Source organism: Pseudoalteromonas sp. Ps84H-4 (genome assembly GCF_024124645.1).
Lineage (GTDB): Bacteria > Pseudomonadota > Gammaproteobacteria > Enterobacterales > Alteromonadaceae > Pseudoalteromonas > Pseudoalteromonas lipolytica_C.
The window spans coordinates 26684-42997 of sequence record NZ_JAMXSK010000017.1 but is presented as its reverse complement, the minus strand read 5'-3'; the positions used below and the strand labels follow the sequence as shown (position 1 = coordinate 42997).

General features: G+C 40.0%; 14 protein-coding genes. 8 read left to right on the top strand and 6 right to left on the bottom strand.

Features of this window, described 5'->3' with window-relative positions; all coding sequences use genetic code 11:
* Positions 1–37 precede the first annotated feature (37 nt).
* Entirely contained in the window at positions 38–466 is a 429-nt protein-coding gene (locus NH454_RS14825) for an organic hydroperoxide resistance protein (protein ID WP_135926832.1), read from the top strand.
* A 27-nt stretch (positions 467–493) separates the two neighbouring features.
* On the opposite strand, the gene NH454_RS14820 is transcribed toward NH454_RS14825, so the two are convergent.
* A complete protein-coding gene (locus NH454_RS14820) occupies positions 494–2227 on the bottom strand; it encodes a GMC family oxidoreductase (RefSeq protein ID WP_253039478.1) in 1734 nt (577 codons plus the stop codon).
* 423 nt (positions 2228–2650) lie between these two features.
* Here NH454_RS14820 and NH454_RS14815 point away from each other — a divergent pair, with 423 nt between their 5' ends.
* Both NH454_RS14815 and NH454_RS14810 read left to right on the top strand, forming a co-directional pair.
* Positions 2651–4774 carry a methyl-accepting chemotaxis protein gene (locus tag NH454_RS14815; RefSeq protein WP_135926834.1) on the top strand — a complete coding sequence of 708 codons (2124 nt, stop codon included), beginning with the start codon at positions 2651–2653 and terminating at the stop codon, positions 4772–4774.
* A gap of 444 nt (positions 4775–5218) precedes the next feature.
* Positions 5219–6736 (top strand): DUF3360 family protein, encoded by a 1518-nt coding sequence (locus NH454_RS14810; RefSeq protein ID WP_235382719.1) that lies wholly within the window; start codon positions 5219–5221, stop codon positions 6734–6736.
* A gap of 45 nt (positions 6737–6781) precedes the next feature.
* On the opposite strand, the gene NH454_RS14805 is transcribed toward NH454_RS14810, so the two are convergent.
* The gene (locus tag NH454_RS14805) at positions 6782–7306 is read right to left on the bottom strand and encodes a hypothetical protein (protein ID WP_253039477.1); all 525 of its coding nucleotides are present in this window, start codon (positions 7304–7306) and stop codon (positions 6782–6784) included.
* Between the two features lie 52 nt (positions 7307–7358).
* Here NH454_RS14805 and NH454_RS14800 point away from each other — a divergent pair, with 52 nt between their 5' ends.
* A complete protein-coding gene (locus NH454_RS14800) occupies positions 7359–7718 on the top strand; it encodes a DUF1294 domain-containing protein (protein ID WP_253039475.1) in 360 nt (119 codons plus the stop codon).
* Positions 7719–7768: 50 nt separating this feature from the next.
* Here the strand turns inward: NH454_RS14800 and NH454_RS14795 are convergent, their stop codons facing one another.
* The 4 genes from NH454_RS14795 to NH454_RS14780 form a co-directional block, all read right to left on the bottom strand.
* Positions 7769–8113, bottom strand: a complete 345-nt coding sequence (locus tag NH454_RS14795; protein ID WP_253039473.1) for a hypothetical protein — start codon at positions 8111–8113, stop codon at positions 7769–7771.
* A gap of 246 nt (positions 8114–8359) precedes the next feature.
* Positions 8360–8680, bottom strand: coding sequence for an immunity protein YezG family protein (locus NH454_RS14790; protein ID WP_253039471.1), 321 nt, complete (start codon positions 8678–8680; stop codon positions 8360–8362).
* Between the two features lie 26 nt (positions 8681–8706).
* Positions 8707–9234: a hypothetical protein gene (locus tag NH454_RS14785; protein ID WP_253039469.1), complete on the bottom strand. Its 528-nt coding sequence runs from the start codon at positions 9232–9234 to the stop codon at positions 8707–8709.
* A complete protein-coding gene (locus NH454_RS14780; protein WP_253039467.1) occupies positions 9235–13029 on the bottom strand; it encodes a contractile injection system protein, VgrG/Pvc8 family in 3795 nt (1264 codons plus the stop codon).
* A gap of 300 nt (positions 13030–13329) precedes the next feature.
* Here NH454_RS14780 and NH454_RS14775 point away from each other — a divergent pair, with 300 nt between their 5' ends.
* From NH454_RS14775 to icmH, 4 genes are read left to right on the top strand one after another with little or no spacing between them, the layout of a single operon-like run.
* On the top strand, positions 13330–13749 hold the full coding sequence (locus tag NH454_RS14775) for a hypothetical protein (protein ID WP_253039465.1): 420 nt from the start codon (positions 13330–13332) through the stop codon (positions 13747–13749).
* Positions 13750–13770: 21 nt separating this feature from the next.
* A complete protein-coding gene (tssJ, locus tag NH454_RS14770) occupies positions 13771–14238 on the top strand; it encodes a type VI secretion system lipoprotein TssJ (RefSeq protein ID WP_253039463.1) in 468 nt (155 codons plus the stop codon).
* Positions 14238–15578 carry a type VI secretion system baseplate subunit TssK gene (gene tssK, locus NH454_RS14765; protein ID WP_253039461.1) on the top strand — a complete coding sequence of 447 codons (1341 nt, stop codon included), beginning with the start codon at positions 14238–14240 and terminating at the stop codon, positions 15576–15578. The genes tssJ and tssK overlap by 1 nt, the downstream gene beginning before the upstream one ends.
* Before the next feature lie 11 nt (positions 15579–15589).
* Positions 15590–16312, top strand: coding sequence for a type IVB secretion system protein IcmH/DotU (gene icmH, locus NH454_RS14760; RefSeq protein WP_199526685.1), 723 nt, complete (start codon positions 15590–15592; stop codon positions 16310–16312).
* The last annotated feature ends 2 nt before the right edge of the window (positions 16313–16314 follow it).

Below are 16314 nucleotides of genomic sequence, written 5' to 3'. Positions count from 1 at the left end.
ATGCAAAGTATATTTTCACTCAATTAGGAGAGTAATCATGAAAGAACTACAAAGCGTCGCATACACAGCAAAAGCAACAGCAACAGGTGGCCGTGAAGGCACAGCAAAATCAGATGATGGCCGCTTAGATGTGGCACTATCAACTCCTAAGGGGTTAGGTGGTGATGATGGTCAAGGTACAAACCCTGAGCAATTATTTGCAGCAGGTTACGCGGCTTGTTTTATCGGCGCATTAAAGTTAGTGGCTGGCCAAGCAAAAATTAAATTACCGGCAGATACTCACATTAACTCTGAAGTATCAATTGGTCCTATCGAAGGTGGTTTTGGTATTGCTGTTAAGCTTGCGGTATCGGTGGGTGATCTTGATAAAGACACCGCTCTTGAACTTGTTAATAAAGCGCACGAAGTATGCCCTTACTCAAACGCAACGCGCGGTAACATTGCTGTAGAGCTATCAGTTATCTAATTGCTATTGATCAAATTAGGCCGTGCTTTATGCACGGCTTTTTTGTTTTTCAGCAATCGACTTTGCTAAATCGCCTGAACCCGTAAGCGCAGATACTAGGCCTTCGCGCGGCTCACTGAACACTATTGGCTTTATCTTACTGGCTCGGGCTGCATCGAATACCGGTATTTGGCTCATTGCGTATTCAGACAATGCGGTAATGGTTAATGATGGGTTTACCCCTAAATTACCCGGTATGATTGAGCCGTCAATAACTCGTAGGTTTTGATAGCCGAACACTTCTCCAGAGCTATCAACTACGCCGTTAGAGGCATCAGTTCCCATGGCGACTCCACTCATTATATGCGCCGTCATCGGGGCACCAAAGAGCACTTCAGTTAAAGCAGAGCCTGGCACGCCACCGAGTTTTTCGGCGTAGAGTTTGGTTGCTTCTTCTGCTTTTGGAAAACTAACGCTAAGCGGTGTGTCATTGTCTTTTTGCACCGCAGTAATGCCGTTTTTAAATAACCGATACCATTTGCGTCGCCATTCAAGGTGAATAAACGCCTCGGATTTTTGCATCACCAAAAATAGAATCGAGCTGCGGGCTTTGCCTTTTGGCCGCAATACTTTGGCTGTTTTTATTGGATGGCGCAGTGTATTCACTAAAAACTTAGCGATACGCTTGAGGCCTTTTCCTGTCACCATAGGAACGTAAGGTAAATAAAGCCATGTGCCATCGGCGCCTTCCTTAAACCGGCAAATTTCAATGTTGGTGTCTTTATCGACCGAAATAAATGAGCTGATCGCAACGCCATCATCAACTTTTTTAGTGGTATTGTTCGCGGTGGTGAGGGTTTCTGAATTTGTACGAATTTGCTGGCCCAGCCAAGCTGAAATATTAGGTAGTGTTTTGTCTTTATCGCGCATTTTTAAAAGCAAAGGCACGGTGCCCATTACCCCCGCGCTTAGCACAACACCACGTGTTGTTAGCGTATAAATATGGCTATTGCGATGACTGGTATCTTTAATCTTAATTTTGTATCCGGCGCTGCCATCTGCATTAAGCGGGGTGATTTTGATTACTTTAGAGCTTGGTCTTATCTCTACGCCATTGCGCTCGGCAAAGTAAAGATAGTTTTTCATCAAGGTGTTTTTGGCATTATGGCGACAACCAATCATGCAGCTACCGCAGTAATGGCAGGTATTTCGCCTTGGGCCATCGCCGTTAAAGTAAGGGTCGGGTAGCTCTTTGTTATAGGCTTCGCCGGGCTTTGCAAAAAGCACCCCGGTGTTCACGGTTTTGAACGAGTCACCTTGACCCATCTGCTCGGCAATCTCTTTAAGGGTGTGATCGGCAACATTGGTATAGGTATTTTTGGCACTGCCTAACATGCGCTGTGCAAGGCCATAGTAGGGCATTAGGCTTTCTTTCCAGTCTGATTTTATGCGTGTCCAAGCTGGAGATTGAAACACCTCATCATCAGGAATAAGGTGCACATTGGCATAAATTTGTGAACCACCGCCAACACCCACACCATGCAGCACAGTGACTTTGCTGGTAAACGAAAATTGAATGCAGCCTTTTAAGCCAATTTCTGGTTGCCACATATAATTTTTGATATCTAGGTTGGTCTTTGGAAATTCTTTATCGTCTCGGCGAAGGCCTTTTTCAAGTACTAAAACCCGGTTACCTTTTTCGCTTAGGCGTAGCGCACTCACTGAGCCACCAAACCCAGAGCCTATAATTATTTGGTCAAAATCAAATGTGTCTTGCTGCATGGTCATCGCTTGTTGATATTTATTATTATAATTAACTCGTTACAAAATACGCTGTAAATTAGCTGCTTATCTATTGTGATTTGGGATGTACATATTAGTAATATAGAAGCTTGTCGGTTGTTTGTCTTAGAACAAGTAATAAAGAAACGCAATTTATCAACTTTTTAGTGCTCAGCAGCGCTTACTCGCTATATGTTAAGCCATTTAATTAAATAGTTTATCATGCTTTGTACGCCGTTAATCTAAATAAACCGAATCATAACAAAGCTATAAATTTCAATTGCATGCTAGCAAAATTCTGTTGTCGAACAGGGCATTTTCAATAAATTACTTAAAAATAATGCTTTACTCCTTTTTTGGGCTGTAAAATTAGTTAAATAGTCTAAACTATTAGCAAACCTACAATAAAAACAGGACATTTCGATGCGGCAGTTAGCATTAGCGAAAAAGTTATTATGGCTCACAGTAGGCAGTATTTTTATTACTGTGTTTGTTTTATCGAGTGTTTTATGGTGGCAGTTGTCAAACAGCAACCAGCAGTTAGCTGCACAATCAGAAAAGCTGATTGTTGCTGAAGTTGAAGACAAACTAGCCTCCAATGCTGCCGCATATGGTGAACAAGTCGCTGGATTTATTAACGAAGCATATCGAGTGCCTTATTCATTTGCCGCAATCTTAGGTGATCATGATGCAGCAAGTACTTTAACTCGCGATGCGGTGGTTGAGTTGAATCGCTCACTACTTAAAAAAAATACCATTCTTTCATCTATTTATTCGCAGTTTGAAGCAAATGCGTTTGATGGCCGTGATGCTAATTTTATTAGTGGTTATGATCACTCTGTGGCGGGTGTTGGTACTTTAGAAATCTATTTCACACGCAATCGAGATGGCGCCATTGAGCAACAAGTCGTAGATGATGCGGCTGAAAAATATGTCGATACACTTAATGAATTTGGTCAGCGAGAAGCTGAGTGGTACCTGTGTGTAAAAGACACCAAAGTACCCTGCATAATGGAACCTTACCTATACGAAATCACCCCAGGGTATTCAGAAATGATGACCTCTTTAACTGTGCCAATTCTTCGTGATAATGAATTTATTGGTGTTGCTGGTGTTGATTTAACTTTGCCTGTATTTCAAAGCATGACCGAAAAATTGTCAAAAGAGCTATATAACGGTAAAGCTCGAGTCACCTTATTAAGCTCACTTGATTTAGTGGTTGGTAGCAGCCATTACAAAGATAAGCTAGGCAGACCGCTAAAAGAGGCAGTGGCTAAAAGCACTTTAGACAATTACGTTAAAGCTAAAAATCAAAGTGGTGTATTTAAAGTCGGTGATGAATATTTAGTTAATTACCCAATCACCATTAAGCTTGCTAAAACCCAGTGGAACTTATTGATTCAAGTACCAGCTGAGCTTGCACTTGAGGGCCCTCATGCGCTGGCAAATAGCATGAGTGAAAACGCCAATACGTTAGGCGGCTTAATCTTGGTTACGGGTATTATTATTGCTGGTGCAGCCTTTGTTATCATGACCTTAGTGATCCGTACCATTGTGGCACCATTACAACAAATTCAACAGCGTGTTGATAACCTTGCTAGTGCTGAAGGCGACCTAACCCAAACCCTGCATGTTGATACCCATGCTGAATTAATAGCACTAGCAACAGGTTTTAATGCGTTTCTTGCTAAATTGCGTGACTTAATTGGTGAGCTTAAAAATGTATCGACGCAAACCAAGGAGCAAGCCCACATGGCAACCAGTGTTGCTGTTGATACTAAACATAATGTACAAGCGCAATTTCAAGAAATTGAAAGCGTTGTGACTGCAATGAACGAAATGAGTGCAACAGCACTTGAGGTTGCAAGGGCTTCTGAACAATCGGCGCAACAAGCTGATGAAATAAATAGTTTAGTGGTTAGTAGTGAAAAAAGTTTGTCTTCAGCTGTAACACAAGTTAAGACTATGTCGGATGAAATAAAAGAAGCAAACAAAGCGGTCGAAAAGGTTGCAGCGCGCAGTAATGACATAACTCAGATATTAGATGTGATCAGAACGATAGCAGAGCAAACCAATTTGCTTGCCCTCAATGCTGCTATAGAAGCTGCAAGAGCTGGTGAGCAAGGACGTGGATTTGCCGTGGTCGCCGACGAAGTTCGTGCGCTTGCTTCAAAAACACGTTCATCAACAGATGACATCAGCGGTCTAATCGACAGCTTACAGCTTGAAGTAGGCAACGCTTCTAAAGTGATTGAACAAGGTGTTGTGCGTGCACAAACCGCGGTAGATGAAACCTCCGTTGCCTTTGATGCGCTGCATGAGGTGGTTGTTAAGGTGGACGAAATTACGCAACAAATTACCCATATTGCAACAGCCGCTGAAGAGCAAAGCTCTGTAACCGAGGAGATTAATAGGAATCTTACTTTAATCTCAGATGCTGCATCGCAATTAGCAGAGTTATCAACGCAGGCTGGAGACGGCAGTCAAACGCTTAATGCCCTTGTTGCACAGCAAGATGATGAGCTGAATAAATTAAAGACGAAATAGCTTTAAGCTGCTAGTTGCAAGAGTAAAGGGGCTAGTTACGAGGTGCTAGGTGCGAGATAAAACGCGATGTGAAATCGCTGTTACCTACTCGCACCTCGCATCTCTAGATCTTGTTTCGCGCGCCAAGCAAGTGTGATGCCTGCATTCCCATACCTCATAGTTTACCTGTTTGCTATTCATACGATTTATTAGACTAATAGTTAATGTGCTTGATTAATAGGCATTTATTAACAATTGCTGTATGTTGTCTAAATTATCAATTAAGGTAAGCTGTTATATTTCAATAGGTTAAAAGTGTTTTCTGCATTTCTGATACTATAAGAACGGCTTTTTTACAAATTCATACCCTACCTTTTGCCTAATCGTGTTTTTGGCCTGACTGCTTTAACCTAACTGCATAATAAAAACTCACATAATTTTTCAAGATAGGCAGTAGGAGAACTCATGAATACGAGGCAGCAATCAGCGTCAACAGCGCCTGCTGAGCAAGGATCGGATACTCATGCCGACCAGCAAAGCTATCAAGCTCTTCATAAACCCAGCAGTGAATTTTCGAGTCGCGACGAATACCTTGAACACGAATTACAAATTATGCAGCCTAAGCGCTGGCGTCCTAATTTACCATTTCGTGATTACCGGTTTGAATTAGAAGACTCTATCCCTGCAATGGCAGGAACCATAGGCAAGGTGGTCATGGTCGGTGCTATTGCTGCAACGTTTGCAGCGCCACTGGGCCTAGGTGAAGGTTTTATTCTAGAAAACGTGCGCTATGAGCTATTAATTGTATCGATCTTCATTTTATTATTTTCGGGCTTCTTTTTACCAACGGCAAATCTGGCGGGTACGCATGGGCCGCTTATTCCTTTAATCCCGATCGTGGTTGCAGCGGGTGGTCACCCAATGGCCTTTGGTTTACTGATAGGGGCGTTTGGTCTGTTACTCGCGCTTAGTAAAGGGGGGAGTTTACTGGCGGGCTTAACCAGCCGAGGCGTGTGTGGCGGTTTACTGCTCTACCTTGGTTTTATCGGCACGATTTCGCAGGTTAAAAAGCTGTTTGCATGGGCTGAAGGCATTGATATGACCCATATCGCTTTTATTGTGATTTTATCGACTATCGTGTTGTATGCATTACTTGAGCACTACAAAAAACGTTGGTTAGCTGTGCCATTAAGTTGCTTACTTGGCGGTTTAATCGCATTTTTACTGGGGGCGCCGTTTGAGTTTAAAACAGCACCGGGCTTACCAAATATGAACCCAATGTATTGGTGGGGTGAAAACACCGGTTGGATGCTGGGCTTACCAACCCTAGAGAGCTTTGTAGTGGTATTGCCGTTTGCAGTGCTTGCGGTTGCTATGTGGTCACCTGACTTTTTAGGACACCAAGTATTTCAAAAAATCAGTTACCCAGAACGCACAGAAAAAGTGCAAATGAACATTGACGATACCATGTTTAGCGCTTCAATCCGCCAGACATTTGGTTCTTTGTTAGGCGGCTCTAACTTTACCTCATCATGGGGAACTTACATTGTGCCAGCAGCCATCGCTAAGCGACCCATTCCTGCAGGTGCGGTGTTAACGGCATTATTTTGTATCATTGCCAGTATTTGGGGCTACCCAATGGATTTAGCTATTTGGCAACCCGTGTTATGTGTCGCCTTGATTGTAGGTGTGTTTATCCCACTTCTTGAAGCTGGCATGGAAATGACCCGCGAAGGTAAAACCACGCAATCGGCTGCTATTGTGGTGTTTTCATCGACTTTGGTGAATCCTGCATTTGGTTGGTCGTTAACTATGTTGCTCGACAACCTGGGCTTAATTGGTTGTAAAGAGCGAAGCTCTGAACTATCACCAATGAGCCGTTGGATCATTCCATTAATAATGTTTGTAATTTTAACAAGCGTGATGGCGCTGGTGGGTATGCTGCCAGGGATCCCAGCATTAATGGCTGACTTTAGGCATTGATAAAAAAGGGTAAGGTGATAAACGCCTTACCCTTTTTCAAAGCTGTTATTTAAACTTAACTGTTTTTTCGCTGCGGATGTAAGTTCGGGTATCTGGTTTTGTCCATTGACCTTTTTTAAGGTAAGAGGTCGACACCACAAAGCTGTTGTTTTTAAACTCGCTTGTCGATTTTACCTTAGTGATCCCCTCTTTGCTGCCTGTCACATTCTCATAAGCAACAAACTGAGTAGGGTTAAGTACATTCATTGTGCCTTGGGTATAAAAACCTGCCGTAGTGAAGTAATAAAACACTAAAGATTGCTTTTTATTATCCCAAAAAATCATCGATTCACCACCATATTCACCTTCATTGATAGAATGAATGGTTTTAATAGCCGTGCCATTGAGCGCGCGTTGCCAGGTACTCACATCTTGCACCGCAGGTTTACCTGCTGCGACATTAAAGTCAGACTGCCATGTGCCTAAGTAAGGCTCAAACACTTTTAGCTTGTCATCAAGTTGTTGCTCCGCCGCCAAAACAGAAAGTGAACACAGGCAGATTGATAGTAAAAGTGATTTTAGGTATGCCATAATAGCGTCCCGATAAAATTAATTTGTTTTGCAAAGTATAGGTGATAATTCGTTGATTAAGAAAACATTAATTACATTTTCATTGTTGTTTCTAGCGCTGCTATGGCTGGTATCGTGGCAACTTAATATTACCTACTTTATTGCAGGCACTTACAGCGTAGCGAGCTTCATAAGCTTTTTGGTATACGGCTGGGATAAACGTTTAGCGATGCAACATGGCGAGCATACAATAAGAGTACCTGAGCGAACACTGCATATTTTAGGGTTAATCGGTGGTTGGCCAGGTTCATTAATTGCACAGCAATGGTTAAGACACAAATCCAAAAAACGCAGTTTTATTGCCGTGCTTTGGTTAACAATTATTGCTAATTGCAGTGCGCTGTTATCACTGCATTATTTGCAGTTAATTTAAAAGAAGATCAAAAAAGGAAAGCCGCTGCTTTCCTTTTTCGTGAAAACGACTTATTGTGCAGCTTGAATTGATTCAATACTATCAAGCTCAATCGTTAGAATCGTTTGCTTATCGACAACAACCCATTTGCGGTAAGTTAAGTAACCAGGTTTTGTTACTTCAATGTCGTACTTACCTTCATTAAGTTCGATACCATCTTCATAAACAGGTTTAATATTCATAATACGAACACGCGCATCATCAGGTGTTGTGACCACTGTTAATGAAATTACCGATTCATCTACAACCACTTCAGGTGTTACTTCTGCAATAGGCTCTGGTTGCGGCTCAACATCATGGCTTGATGAACAACCTGCTAAAACCAATAAGGCAAATAATGCGCTTAACTTTTTCATAAATACTCCATTTAATAGTTCACAATAAACGAAACCGCTTATAGTTTGAAAACTCATGAAGAATCAAGGAATAACAATAGAGGGGGGTAGCTATTATTCGTCTTCCGTGACTTTCATATTTATCATCAATAATAAATTTTGAGCTATTTTAGTATGTATCCTAATAGGGTTCAAATTATAGTTTCATTAATGTTATTAATTAATGATTTTTACTTATTATTTTTATTGTGGATTTTAAAGTAATGTTTATTGGTTTTTATCATTATTTTCTTTGTCAAAAGCTATGCTGAATTTTCCCTGCCGAGTGAGATTAAAAATCGCACGTTGCCAATTTTCTGGTTGATTTTGTATTGCAGAATCAAACAGTGTTTTAAATAAATCAATAATATGGTCAGAAACGGCAATAGGGTGCTGAGTTTCATCGGCCTCTTTTTCATAAAAGGCCTGGCATGTAATGACCTCATCGTGCTGGCAATCTAAAACTAACATTGCTTTCGACCAGTCACCGTTAATTTGTTGATAGAGGTATTGACCCAGTTGTTGTGGGATTTGTGAGTTGTGTGTCATGTGCTGTCCTTAGCGTTGTTGTTTTGTTATAAAGTGCCGTTTTCGTATTTTTTAGCAAGCTCTTTCCATGTTTCAAAAAAACCGCCCTGAAATAGGTAGCTATCTGAAATAGCTAATGATTGATAGCCCGAGCCATCAAAATCTTTGCGAGAATAGTTATATAAACTATAACCTTGATCGCCTCTAGCATTTAACCTCCCCATTAAACGTGTAAGGCCGATATCTTCACCTTCAACTAAATCGTCAGTGCTTATTTTTCCATGGGGTAACCCACCTTCGTGGGGCATTTTAGTAAAAAACTCAAACTTATTAACGAACCAAGGTAAAATTGACAGCGGTGCATCAAATTGCCAAGTTGATATAAAGTCAGGCTCACAACTTCGTTTAACGACTCGATACGACACAATAGAGAGATGACTCTCCTGAATAAAAAAATACTTAAAGCGCCCAGGGTAATTTAGTAAATCTTCAGTCATAATGAGGTACTTTACCCCCTCGGGAGGATTATTGGGGTCTACTATTTCTTTTAAGGGGGGGAAAAATTGTTTAGTCATTTAAATGCCTCCTTTAATGGGAGTGGTAACAGGTGTGATTGTGATAGCATCACCAAACTGTTCTAAGTTGATCAGTTTTCTCTCAAAATTAAAGGTTTCAACAACGCCATAGTCACCTCCTTCTAATAAACTTTTAGTAAGGCCATTACCTAAAAAGTGCTGGTTATTGCCAATGGTTCCTTGCATTTCAAGCCTTTGTTTTACTGAATTATATTCACTTTGGTTTAAATCTAAACTTTTAAAGTAATCTAAAATGCCTTCTATATCATGTTCACTTTCAACTAAGTCAGAGGTCAGAGCTTGCGAATACAATTTATTGTAGTTAGCTTGAAACTCTGGAGTTAGTAATGTATCAAGCTCTGCTTTAGAGAATTGCTTTGATAACTCATCTCGCGCAAAATTATTGAGGTTTTCATACGTAGGCACAATGCTTTTGGTATCTGCTAGTGCATGTGTCTTTTGTGTATCTATAATAATAAGTGAGTAATTTTTATTTTGGTCATAATCAAGCCCCAAAACTTTACTGATTATTTCTGGATCGGAATCTGCATTTTCTAATTGGTCAAATGTAGTTGACCAATACTTTGCACCAAAGCCCGTCTCACCTCTAAAAGGCGCTCCTAACAATCCTGGCTTACCGTCATATTCTAAATATGTCGATTCCATGAAGCGCACATGAAATCGTTCACTTATTACAGCCCCACTTTTTGCTAAAGCAGTTAACTCTTCATCTGTGTATTTAGCCACATAGCCATATTTTAGAAGGTTTTGTCTTGCGACTTCGAGTCTTAACTGCGCTTCTTTTAATGACTTAGGCTCTGGACGGCTACGCTTTTTGCCTATGGTCAGTTCATCATCAAGTTTCTCTATTCGGTCGACTTGGTGTTGCTCAGTATTACCTTTACGAGAGTAGTTTAATCGTTTTAATTTAATAGCTTCAGCTAATTTTTGAATTGCTTGTGCTGCTTTCACAAAATACCTTGATTTTGAAATAGCAGAAACAGCAACACCTGCTCCAAAGGTTAATAATGCAAAAATGATTTCAAAAGCAAGTTGACCTGCCATTCTGGTTTTCTCAACGCTAGAGTGGGCATCAAAATAGTCGTAAGGGAAATTTGCAATTAATGTACGCGCTTGTTCATCTTGCGCAATCATAATCAGTGTTTTAAAGCCATCAGCAACGGCTTCAAACCCCTCGGTCGTATTTTCTAATATTAACTCTATTTCTTGTCGTAAAGCTTCTATATCACCTCGAACTAAATGTTCGAGTAACCGCCAACATGCGGCCCCTATGTCGAAGATACTTTCACCTACCCATTCAACTAAATCCGCTGTACCAGTAACAATACTTGCACCTTGTTCATATAGACCAGTTATGAATGCGCCTGTGTATATTAATCCCTGCATAGCTATATTTTCTTGAGCAATTAAATCTTCTTGGATTTTGGCTTGACTGCGAATTTCTTTCACCATCGCAGTTAAATTGGTCTTTAGCTCTTTTCTAAGGGTGTTCACATCATCTTCAGTCGCACCAATAAATTCAATAATGACGTTACCTGGGGCTACATTATCTATGGTCGCTAAGCCGTTACTCAATGTTCCTTCGTATACAGTGTTGTTTGAGTGCTGAATTTGAAAAGCAATATCTTCAACCGGAAGGCCATCACTGTAAAAGTAAGCAAGTTCAATGACTTTATCTTGGCGTGTTGCAACTCCTGAATCAGAAATATCGAAATTAGTAACGGCTGGCACATTTGCTGAGGATATAGTCCTAGGTGCACGCGCTGTACTTGGGCTTTCAATATCGTAATCAACGGGGCCATCAAAATTTATAAATGTGCCATCGAGGGTGAGTACATCGGTGGCAATAATCTCAACATTTCCTTGACTGTCGAGTTTAATTTCGCCGCCTTCGTTATGGAGAATTAAATCACCACGGCCTGAGCCTGTAATCGCGATTGACTGGTTAGTTTGCAAAAATGTTGAGCCATTGGGGGCCGAAATAGTTAAGTCACTTGAGCTAGTTTTAAGCTGAATATCGCTTTGCGCAAAAGCTTTAACTGCGCGACCACTGACCATCGACAGTGCTTGACGAGATTCAATGAGGGTGTTTTTTCCTTGCCATGCTTGGCTAACTGCACTTTGCATGTTGATATCGCGGTTTTGAGTGCTGAGCGAAACATTGTTTTTAACATCAATAAACTGATTATTTTTAATCACAAACTGAATGTTGTCGTTCTCAGTTGTTAGGCAGAGGTCTTTACCTGCATGTAAGTTAATGGTGCCGAGCTGGCTTATCCATTCTATAAATTGGCGGCCTGATTTTTTGGCATTGAGCTCAAGATAGTGCTCACTGGCTAAGGTTTGTAAAATGATTTTAGGTGCTTGCTTGTCATCATCAAACTGCAGCTCGTTTTGCGCCGCACTGACCAGCCTGTTTTGTGTATTATTTGCAGCGGTGACAACGCTTGGCTGCGATTCACTCATCGCAAAGCCCATTAAAAACGTGTTGTTGGGGTCGTTATTTATACAGCCAATAAGTACCTCAGAACCACCAACAAGGGGGAAGTGCCAGCCAGTGGCCTGAGGTTGGTTTTGACATGCGTATAAAGCAAGTTGCTGAATTGCTTGGCTTGATTGCGCAATTGGCCTTGCTGTTTTGTCAAAATCAGTTCGCACACGGTAGCAGCCCAAATCATCAATGAAACTAGAAGTCGTTAAAGACTCTACCTTAGCCGGAAATACCATAGGTTTGGCTTGATGTGGCAAAGGTTTGGCTTTAAAAGGCGTACCACGTTCGATAAATTGTGCTTTACAACTATAGCGTGTTAAACCTTGGTGACTATTTTCGTCATTAGGTTGTTCACTGCTGTGGTGCACGCTAACACACAGTAAATCAGCACTACTGCCCGTGCCGGTTTGATCGTCAATTGCAACTGAGCTACCCGCAAATAAATCACATACATTACCCACTAGCTGTGTTGTTTTATTAAGAGAGGCTAACGCGTTACTGAAATCTTGCGCTTGTAATGAGGCTGCACTGGGTGTTGCTGCGCATGGTTCAAAGTAAGATTGACTGTTACTTGCGACCTTTAAATATTGTCCATGAGCCACGCAGTTAGTGCGATCATTGTAAATAGAGTGGTGTACTTGGCTGTTAAAAAAGCCAACATAAGCGGTATTGTCATCGTTATTCATACCAGCTGAGTTTTTGACTGATACTATACCGCGCTGCAAATATGGGCTGTTTAAGTTGCTATCACTGATCACTAACAATTCGACGTTATTTTTTGTTTCGAACCAAATAAACAAACCGAATTGGGTTAGTAAGCGTTGTAGAAAATGCCAGTTTGTTTCCATTGCTTGCACACACTGTGGAAGCGCTGGCAGTGACGAGCCGACACGAAAATCAATTTGCCCTGGAGAGTAGCCTGCACAGAGAGCTAGATAAGTAATTACATCCTTTAAATTAACATTTATAAATACTTTACTATTAGTTGTATTTTTAAGTGAGTTTAGCCTGTCACTTACTTTTATTTTATATCTATTTGTGTTGTTGAATGTGCCTAAATCAGATACTTCAGAGATGATGCCGGAAACATGCCTGTAGTGGTTATCTTTATTAATGAATGTTAACAATGAATTTTGTAAAAGTGCTTGTTCTATCTTTATTTTACTTATGCTTTCGACAGTTAAGAAGAATTCAAAGCCAGCGTTTAAAGTCTCAAATCCACTAACTCTAGTGACATTAAAAGAGGTGTTATTTATTTCGACAGATAGCCGAGAGAAAGACATATCCTTGTCCTTTTGTAACCGATTCCAATATAGAAGTTAGGAAAATACACACTTATTGATTAATGATCAATATAATTATTTAATCTTTGTTGTGCGATATTATTTTGTTCATGATTTTTTAATTTATTTCCAATACTACAGTATTGCTTTTTTGCTGTTTTGAGTGAAAGTTCTATTTTTTATTTGTTTTGAGTTGACTTTTTATTTGCTGTGTTTGTATTATGCCCCGAATTAATGGACTTATTTAATAACTGTTGCTAGTTGAGCCGTATTTTATATTTTTCAATCAAGGATGATTTGATGGATAAAAAACTTTTTATAAATCAAGTTGATGCGCTTTACGCTTTAGCTTGGTCTCTGACCATAAATATCTCCTCCTTACTTGATCATACAGGCATTCCAGCACACCGAGTGTTTTCTGATTCGGTGCTCGACCATTTTTTCTTTTTTATAAATAATCCTCCAAGAGAGGATGGTAAGATTATTTTAATTAAGGGTGATATAAGAAATTATATTGATGAGTTGATTTTAATTAATGCAAAGTTAATCTCTTCTGTTGACTCTGTAGTTATTAAGTCGCTTGCTGTTAATGAAATGGAAGTAGAAAAAGAAAGCTTTATTTCTAAATTTTTCAATAATAAAAAGTGGTCAGATAGTGCAACTATTCGATTTGACAGGGTTATTTGCCCTGTTTATGAAGAGATACTTTGTAAAAACTAAACAAATGTCGATGAGGTATAAATGCGTTCTTCAATATGTAAACTAATATTAGCACTTCTTATTTTCTCGTTAACTGGTTGTATGAGTACTAAGGTAGCGTTAGATATTACAGCGACAGACAACTTGAACTTAAATCAATATGATGAGGCATTGCCTGTAGTATTGAGAGTTTATCAACTGTCTGATATTCAGAGCTTTAAAACAGCTACCTTTGAAGATTTATGGAAATCTGACAAGTCAGTATTATCAAATACTTTGATCACTGTTGAAGAAAAAACAATCAACCCAGCAGAGAAAACAAAAATAGAATTTGAACAAGCAGAAAATGCACGTTTTGTTGCAATTGTTGCCTTGTTCAGAGATCGCCAAGGAAATAAATGGAAAACGTTTTATCCACTTGGTGATGGTCCAGTTAAATTATCAACGTCACTTGATGTTCTTATCACAAATAACGAAGTTCAGTTACCTGATGTGGACGAGGCAGAGTAATGAACGTTAAAGGGCCAATAAAACCCGTATGGGCTGAAGGTGTATTGCTTGCACAGCAGCATTTTCAGTTGTTTGATGATTTTCATGAACAAAATCAGATTGTTAGGCAAGGTTTGATATCGCCATTGGCCTTTGGTTTGCACCACCTCACAATTGATGAATCAGCATTAGCACGCGGTATATTAAAAGTAACTAGCTTTAAAGCTATTTTAGAAAACGGTCGTTTAATTGAGTTTGACCGTCAATATCACGAAGAGCTAAAGCTTGAGCTTTCCGCAGATGCAGATGATATAACTGTGTACTTAGCGATTGCAGCAAATAAAGTTGTAAGCGATATTGAAGGTTACGCGTCAAGTGGTCAACTCAGTGCTTATCAAGCTGATTACATTGAACTTAGTGATCATCATGATGCAGCAAGAAATCGTGAAGTGTTAATTGCAAAACCTAATTATATTTTGCTAACAGATAATGATGTAAAAACGTATTTTGATACGCTTGCTTGTATCAAAATTATGCGTGCTGAAGACGGCTCGTTTAAAGTCAGTAAAGACTTTGTGCCGCCATTATTAACGATACAGGCATCGTTTTATTTAACCGAGTTGCTTAATAGAACGGCTAACTTGGTAAATGCAAAAGTGAACGTATTGCTTGGCCGTAGAAAGAACTTTGGTTCAGTCACTGATTTTGGACCAAACGAAATGAATAGCTTTTTGCTTTTAAATGCAATGGCGCCATCAGCAAAACGTTTAGATCATTTGAAAAGCTTGCAACTTGTTCATCCAGAAAGATTATATTGTGAATTAGTTGACTTAATAAGCTCTGTATCGATGTTTGAGCACAGCGATTTAGTGAGTCAAATCCCACCCTATCAGCACAAGCAATTAACTCATGTCTTTGGCACCTTGGATATTTTATTGAGTAAATTACTTGAAGGTGTTGTTCCGAAGAAGATGGTGGGTCTCAAACTTGAGAAGGTATCGAATGCCATTTATCAAGTTGCCACCATTGACTCAGCCATTTTCGATAACAACGATTTTTACTTGGCTGTTTACTTTGAATCTGAAGATACCAAGTGGATCGATACTTTCAGTGATCAAGTCAAAGTTGGCGCCACTGAAAAACTCGAAATTATGATTGCATCGGCTCTTGCGGGTGTGCAGTTAACACATTGTCAGCGACCACCTAATAAATTAGCTATCAAAAGTGGCTATGAATACTTCCGTTTAGAGGCTCATGGTTTTATTTGGCAGCAAATTATTGAAGAGCAATCGCTTAGTTTATTTATTCCATTTGGCTTACAAGCGGCGCAGGTCGAAATTGTTACTGTGGCAAGAAATTAGGACGCAAGACAATGCAAGAAGCTAAAAACGAACTTGATTTAATCGCCTGTATTGCGCCAGTGATAAACGCGCTTGCGCCATTAAAGTTAAAGCAATCGACAGATCTTGAACTTAACGACTTCCGGGAGCAGTTACTTACGAGTTTTGATGAGTTTGAACGTAATTGTTATACCCAGCAAGTAACAACCAGTGTTATGCAGGAAGTTAAGTTTGCGCTTACTGCAATGTGTGATGAATTTGTAATGAGCTCTGGTGCGCATTTTCGAATGGACTGGATGTCGAGACCCTTACAGCTTGAGTTTTTTGGTAATAATCGAGCGGGTGAAGAATTTTTTGAGCGATTAGCAAAACTTCGAACCGGTGGTGAGCCAAAATTTGCTGCATTAGAAGTGTATTACATTTGTTTGCAACTTGGCTTTGAGGGTATCTACAAAGTCAAAGGAATTGAACAACTTAAGGCTTTAATTGTTGATATTCGTGCGCAAATTGAAGACGTACGTGGTACACCTCGAGGGCAGTTATCTGATAACGGTGTGCCTCTTGAGGGATTTGCTATGAAGGTGGGTCGAAACATTCCTTATTGGGTGATTTTATCAATTTGTTTAGCATCGATTGTTTCGCTTTTTGCTGGCTTTCATTTTGTAATCAATAAGCAAGCCTCACAGAGTACCCAGCGTATAGATAACCAAGTAGAAGTACTAACGCAACTAAGTAAAACCAACGAGTCTCGATAGGA

Bases quoted from the DNA above. Each gene is read 5' to 3' on its own strand.
- NH454_RS14805 (WP_253039477.1), bottom strand. From the start codon at position 7,306: ATGGCATACCTAAAATCACTTTTACTATCAATCTGCCTGTGTTCACTT.
- NH454_RS14780 (WP_253039467.1), bottom strand. From the start codon at position 13,029: ATGTCTTTCTCTCGGCTATCTGTCGAAATAAATAACACCTCTTTTAAT.
- NH454_RS14815 (WP_135926834.1), top strand. From the start codon at position 2,651: ATGCGGCAGTTAGCATTAGCGAAAAAGTTATTATGGCTCACAGTAGGC.
- NH454_RS14795 (WP_253039473.1), bottom strand. From the start codon at position 8,113: ATGAAAAAGTTAAGCGCATTATTTGCCTTATTGGTTTTAGCAGGTTGT.
- tssJ (WP_253039463.1), top strand. From the start codon at position 13,771: ATGCGTTCTTCAATATGTAAACTAATATTAGCACTTCTTATTTTCTCG.
- NH454_RS14785 (WP_253039469.1), bottom strand. From the start codon at position 9,234: ATGACTAAACAATTTTTCCCCCCCTTAAAAGAAATAGTAGACCCCAAT.
- NH454_RS14775 (WP_253039465.1), top strand. From the start codon at position 13,330: ATGGATAAAAAACTTTTTATAAATCAAGTTGATGCGCTTTACGCTTTA.
- icmH (WP_199526685.1), top strand. From the start codon at position 15,590: ATGCAAGAAGCTAAAAACGAACTTGATTTAATCGCCTGTATTGCGCCA.
- NH454_RS14790 (WP_253039471.1), bottom strand. From the start codon at position 8,680: ATGACACACAACTCACAAATCCCACAACAACTGGGTCAATACCTCTAT.
- NH454_RS14820 (WP_253039478.1), bottom strand. From the start codon at position 2,227: ATGCAGCAAGACACATTTGATTTTGACCAAATAATTATAGGCTCTGGG.
- NH454_RS14810 (WP_235382719.1), top strand. From the start codon at position 5,219: ATGAATACGAGGCAGCAATCAGCGTCAACAGCGCCTGCTGAGCAAGGA.
- tssK (WP_253039461.1), top strand. From the start codon at position 14,238: ATGAACGTTAAAGGGCCAATAAAACCCGTATGGGCTGAAGGTGTATTG.
- NH454_RS14825 (WP_135926832.1), top strand. From the start codon at position 38: ATGAAAGAACTACAAAGCGTCGCATACACAGCAAAAGCAACAGCAACA.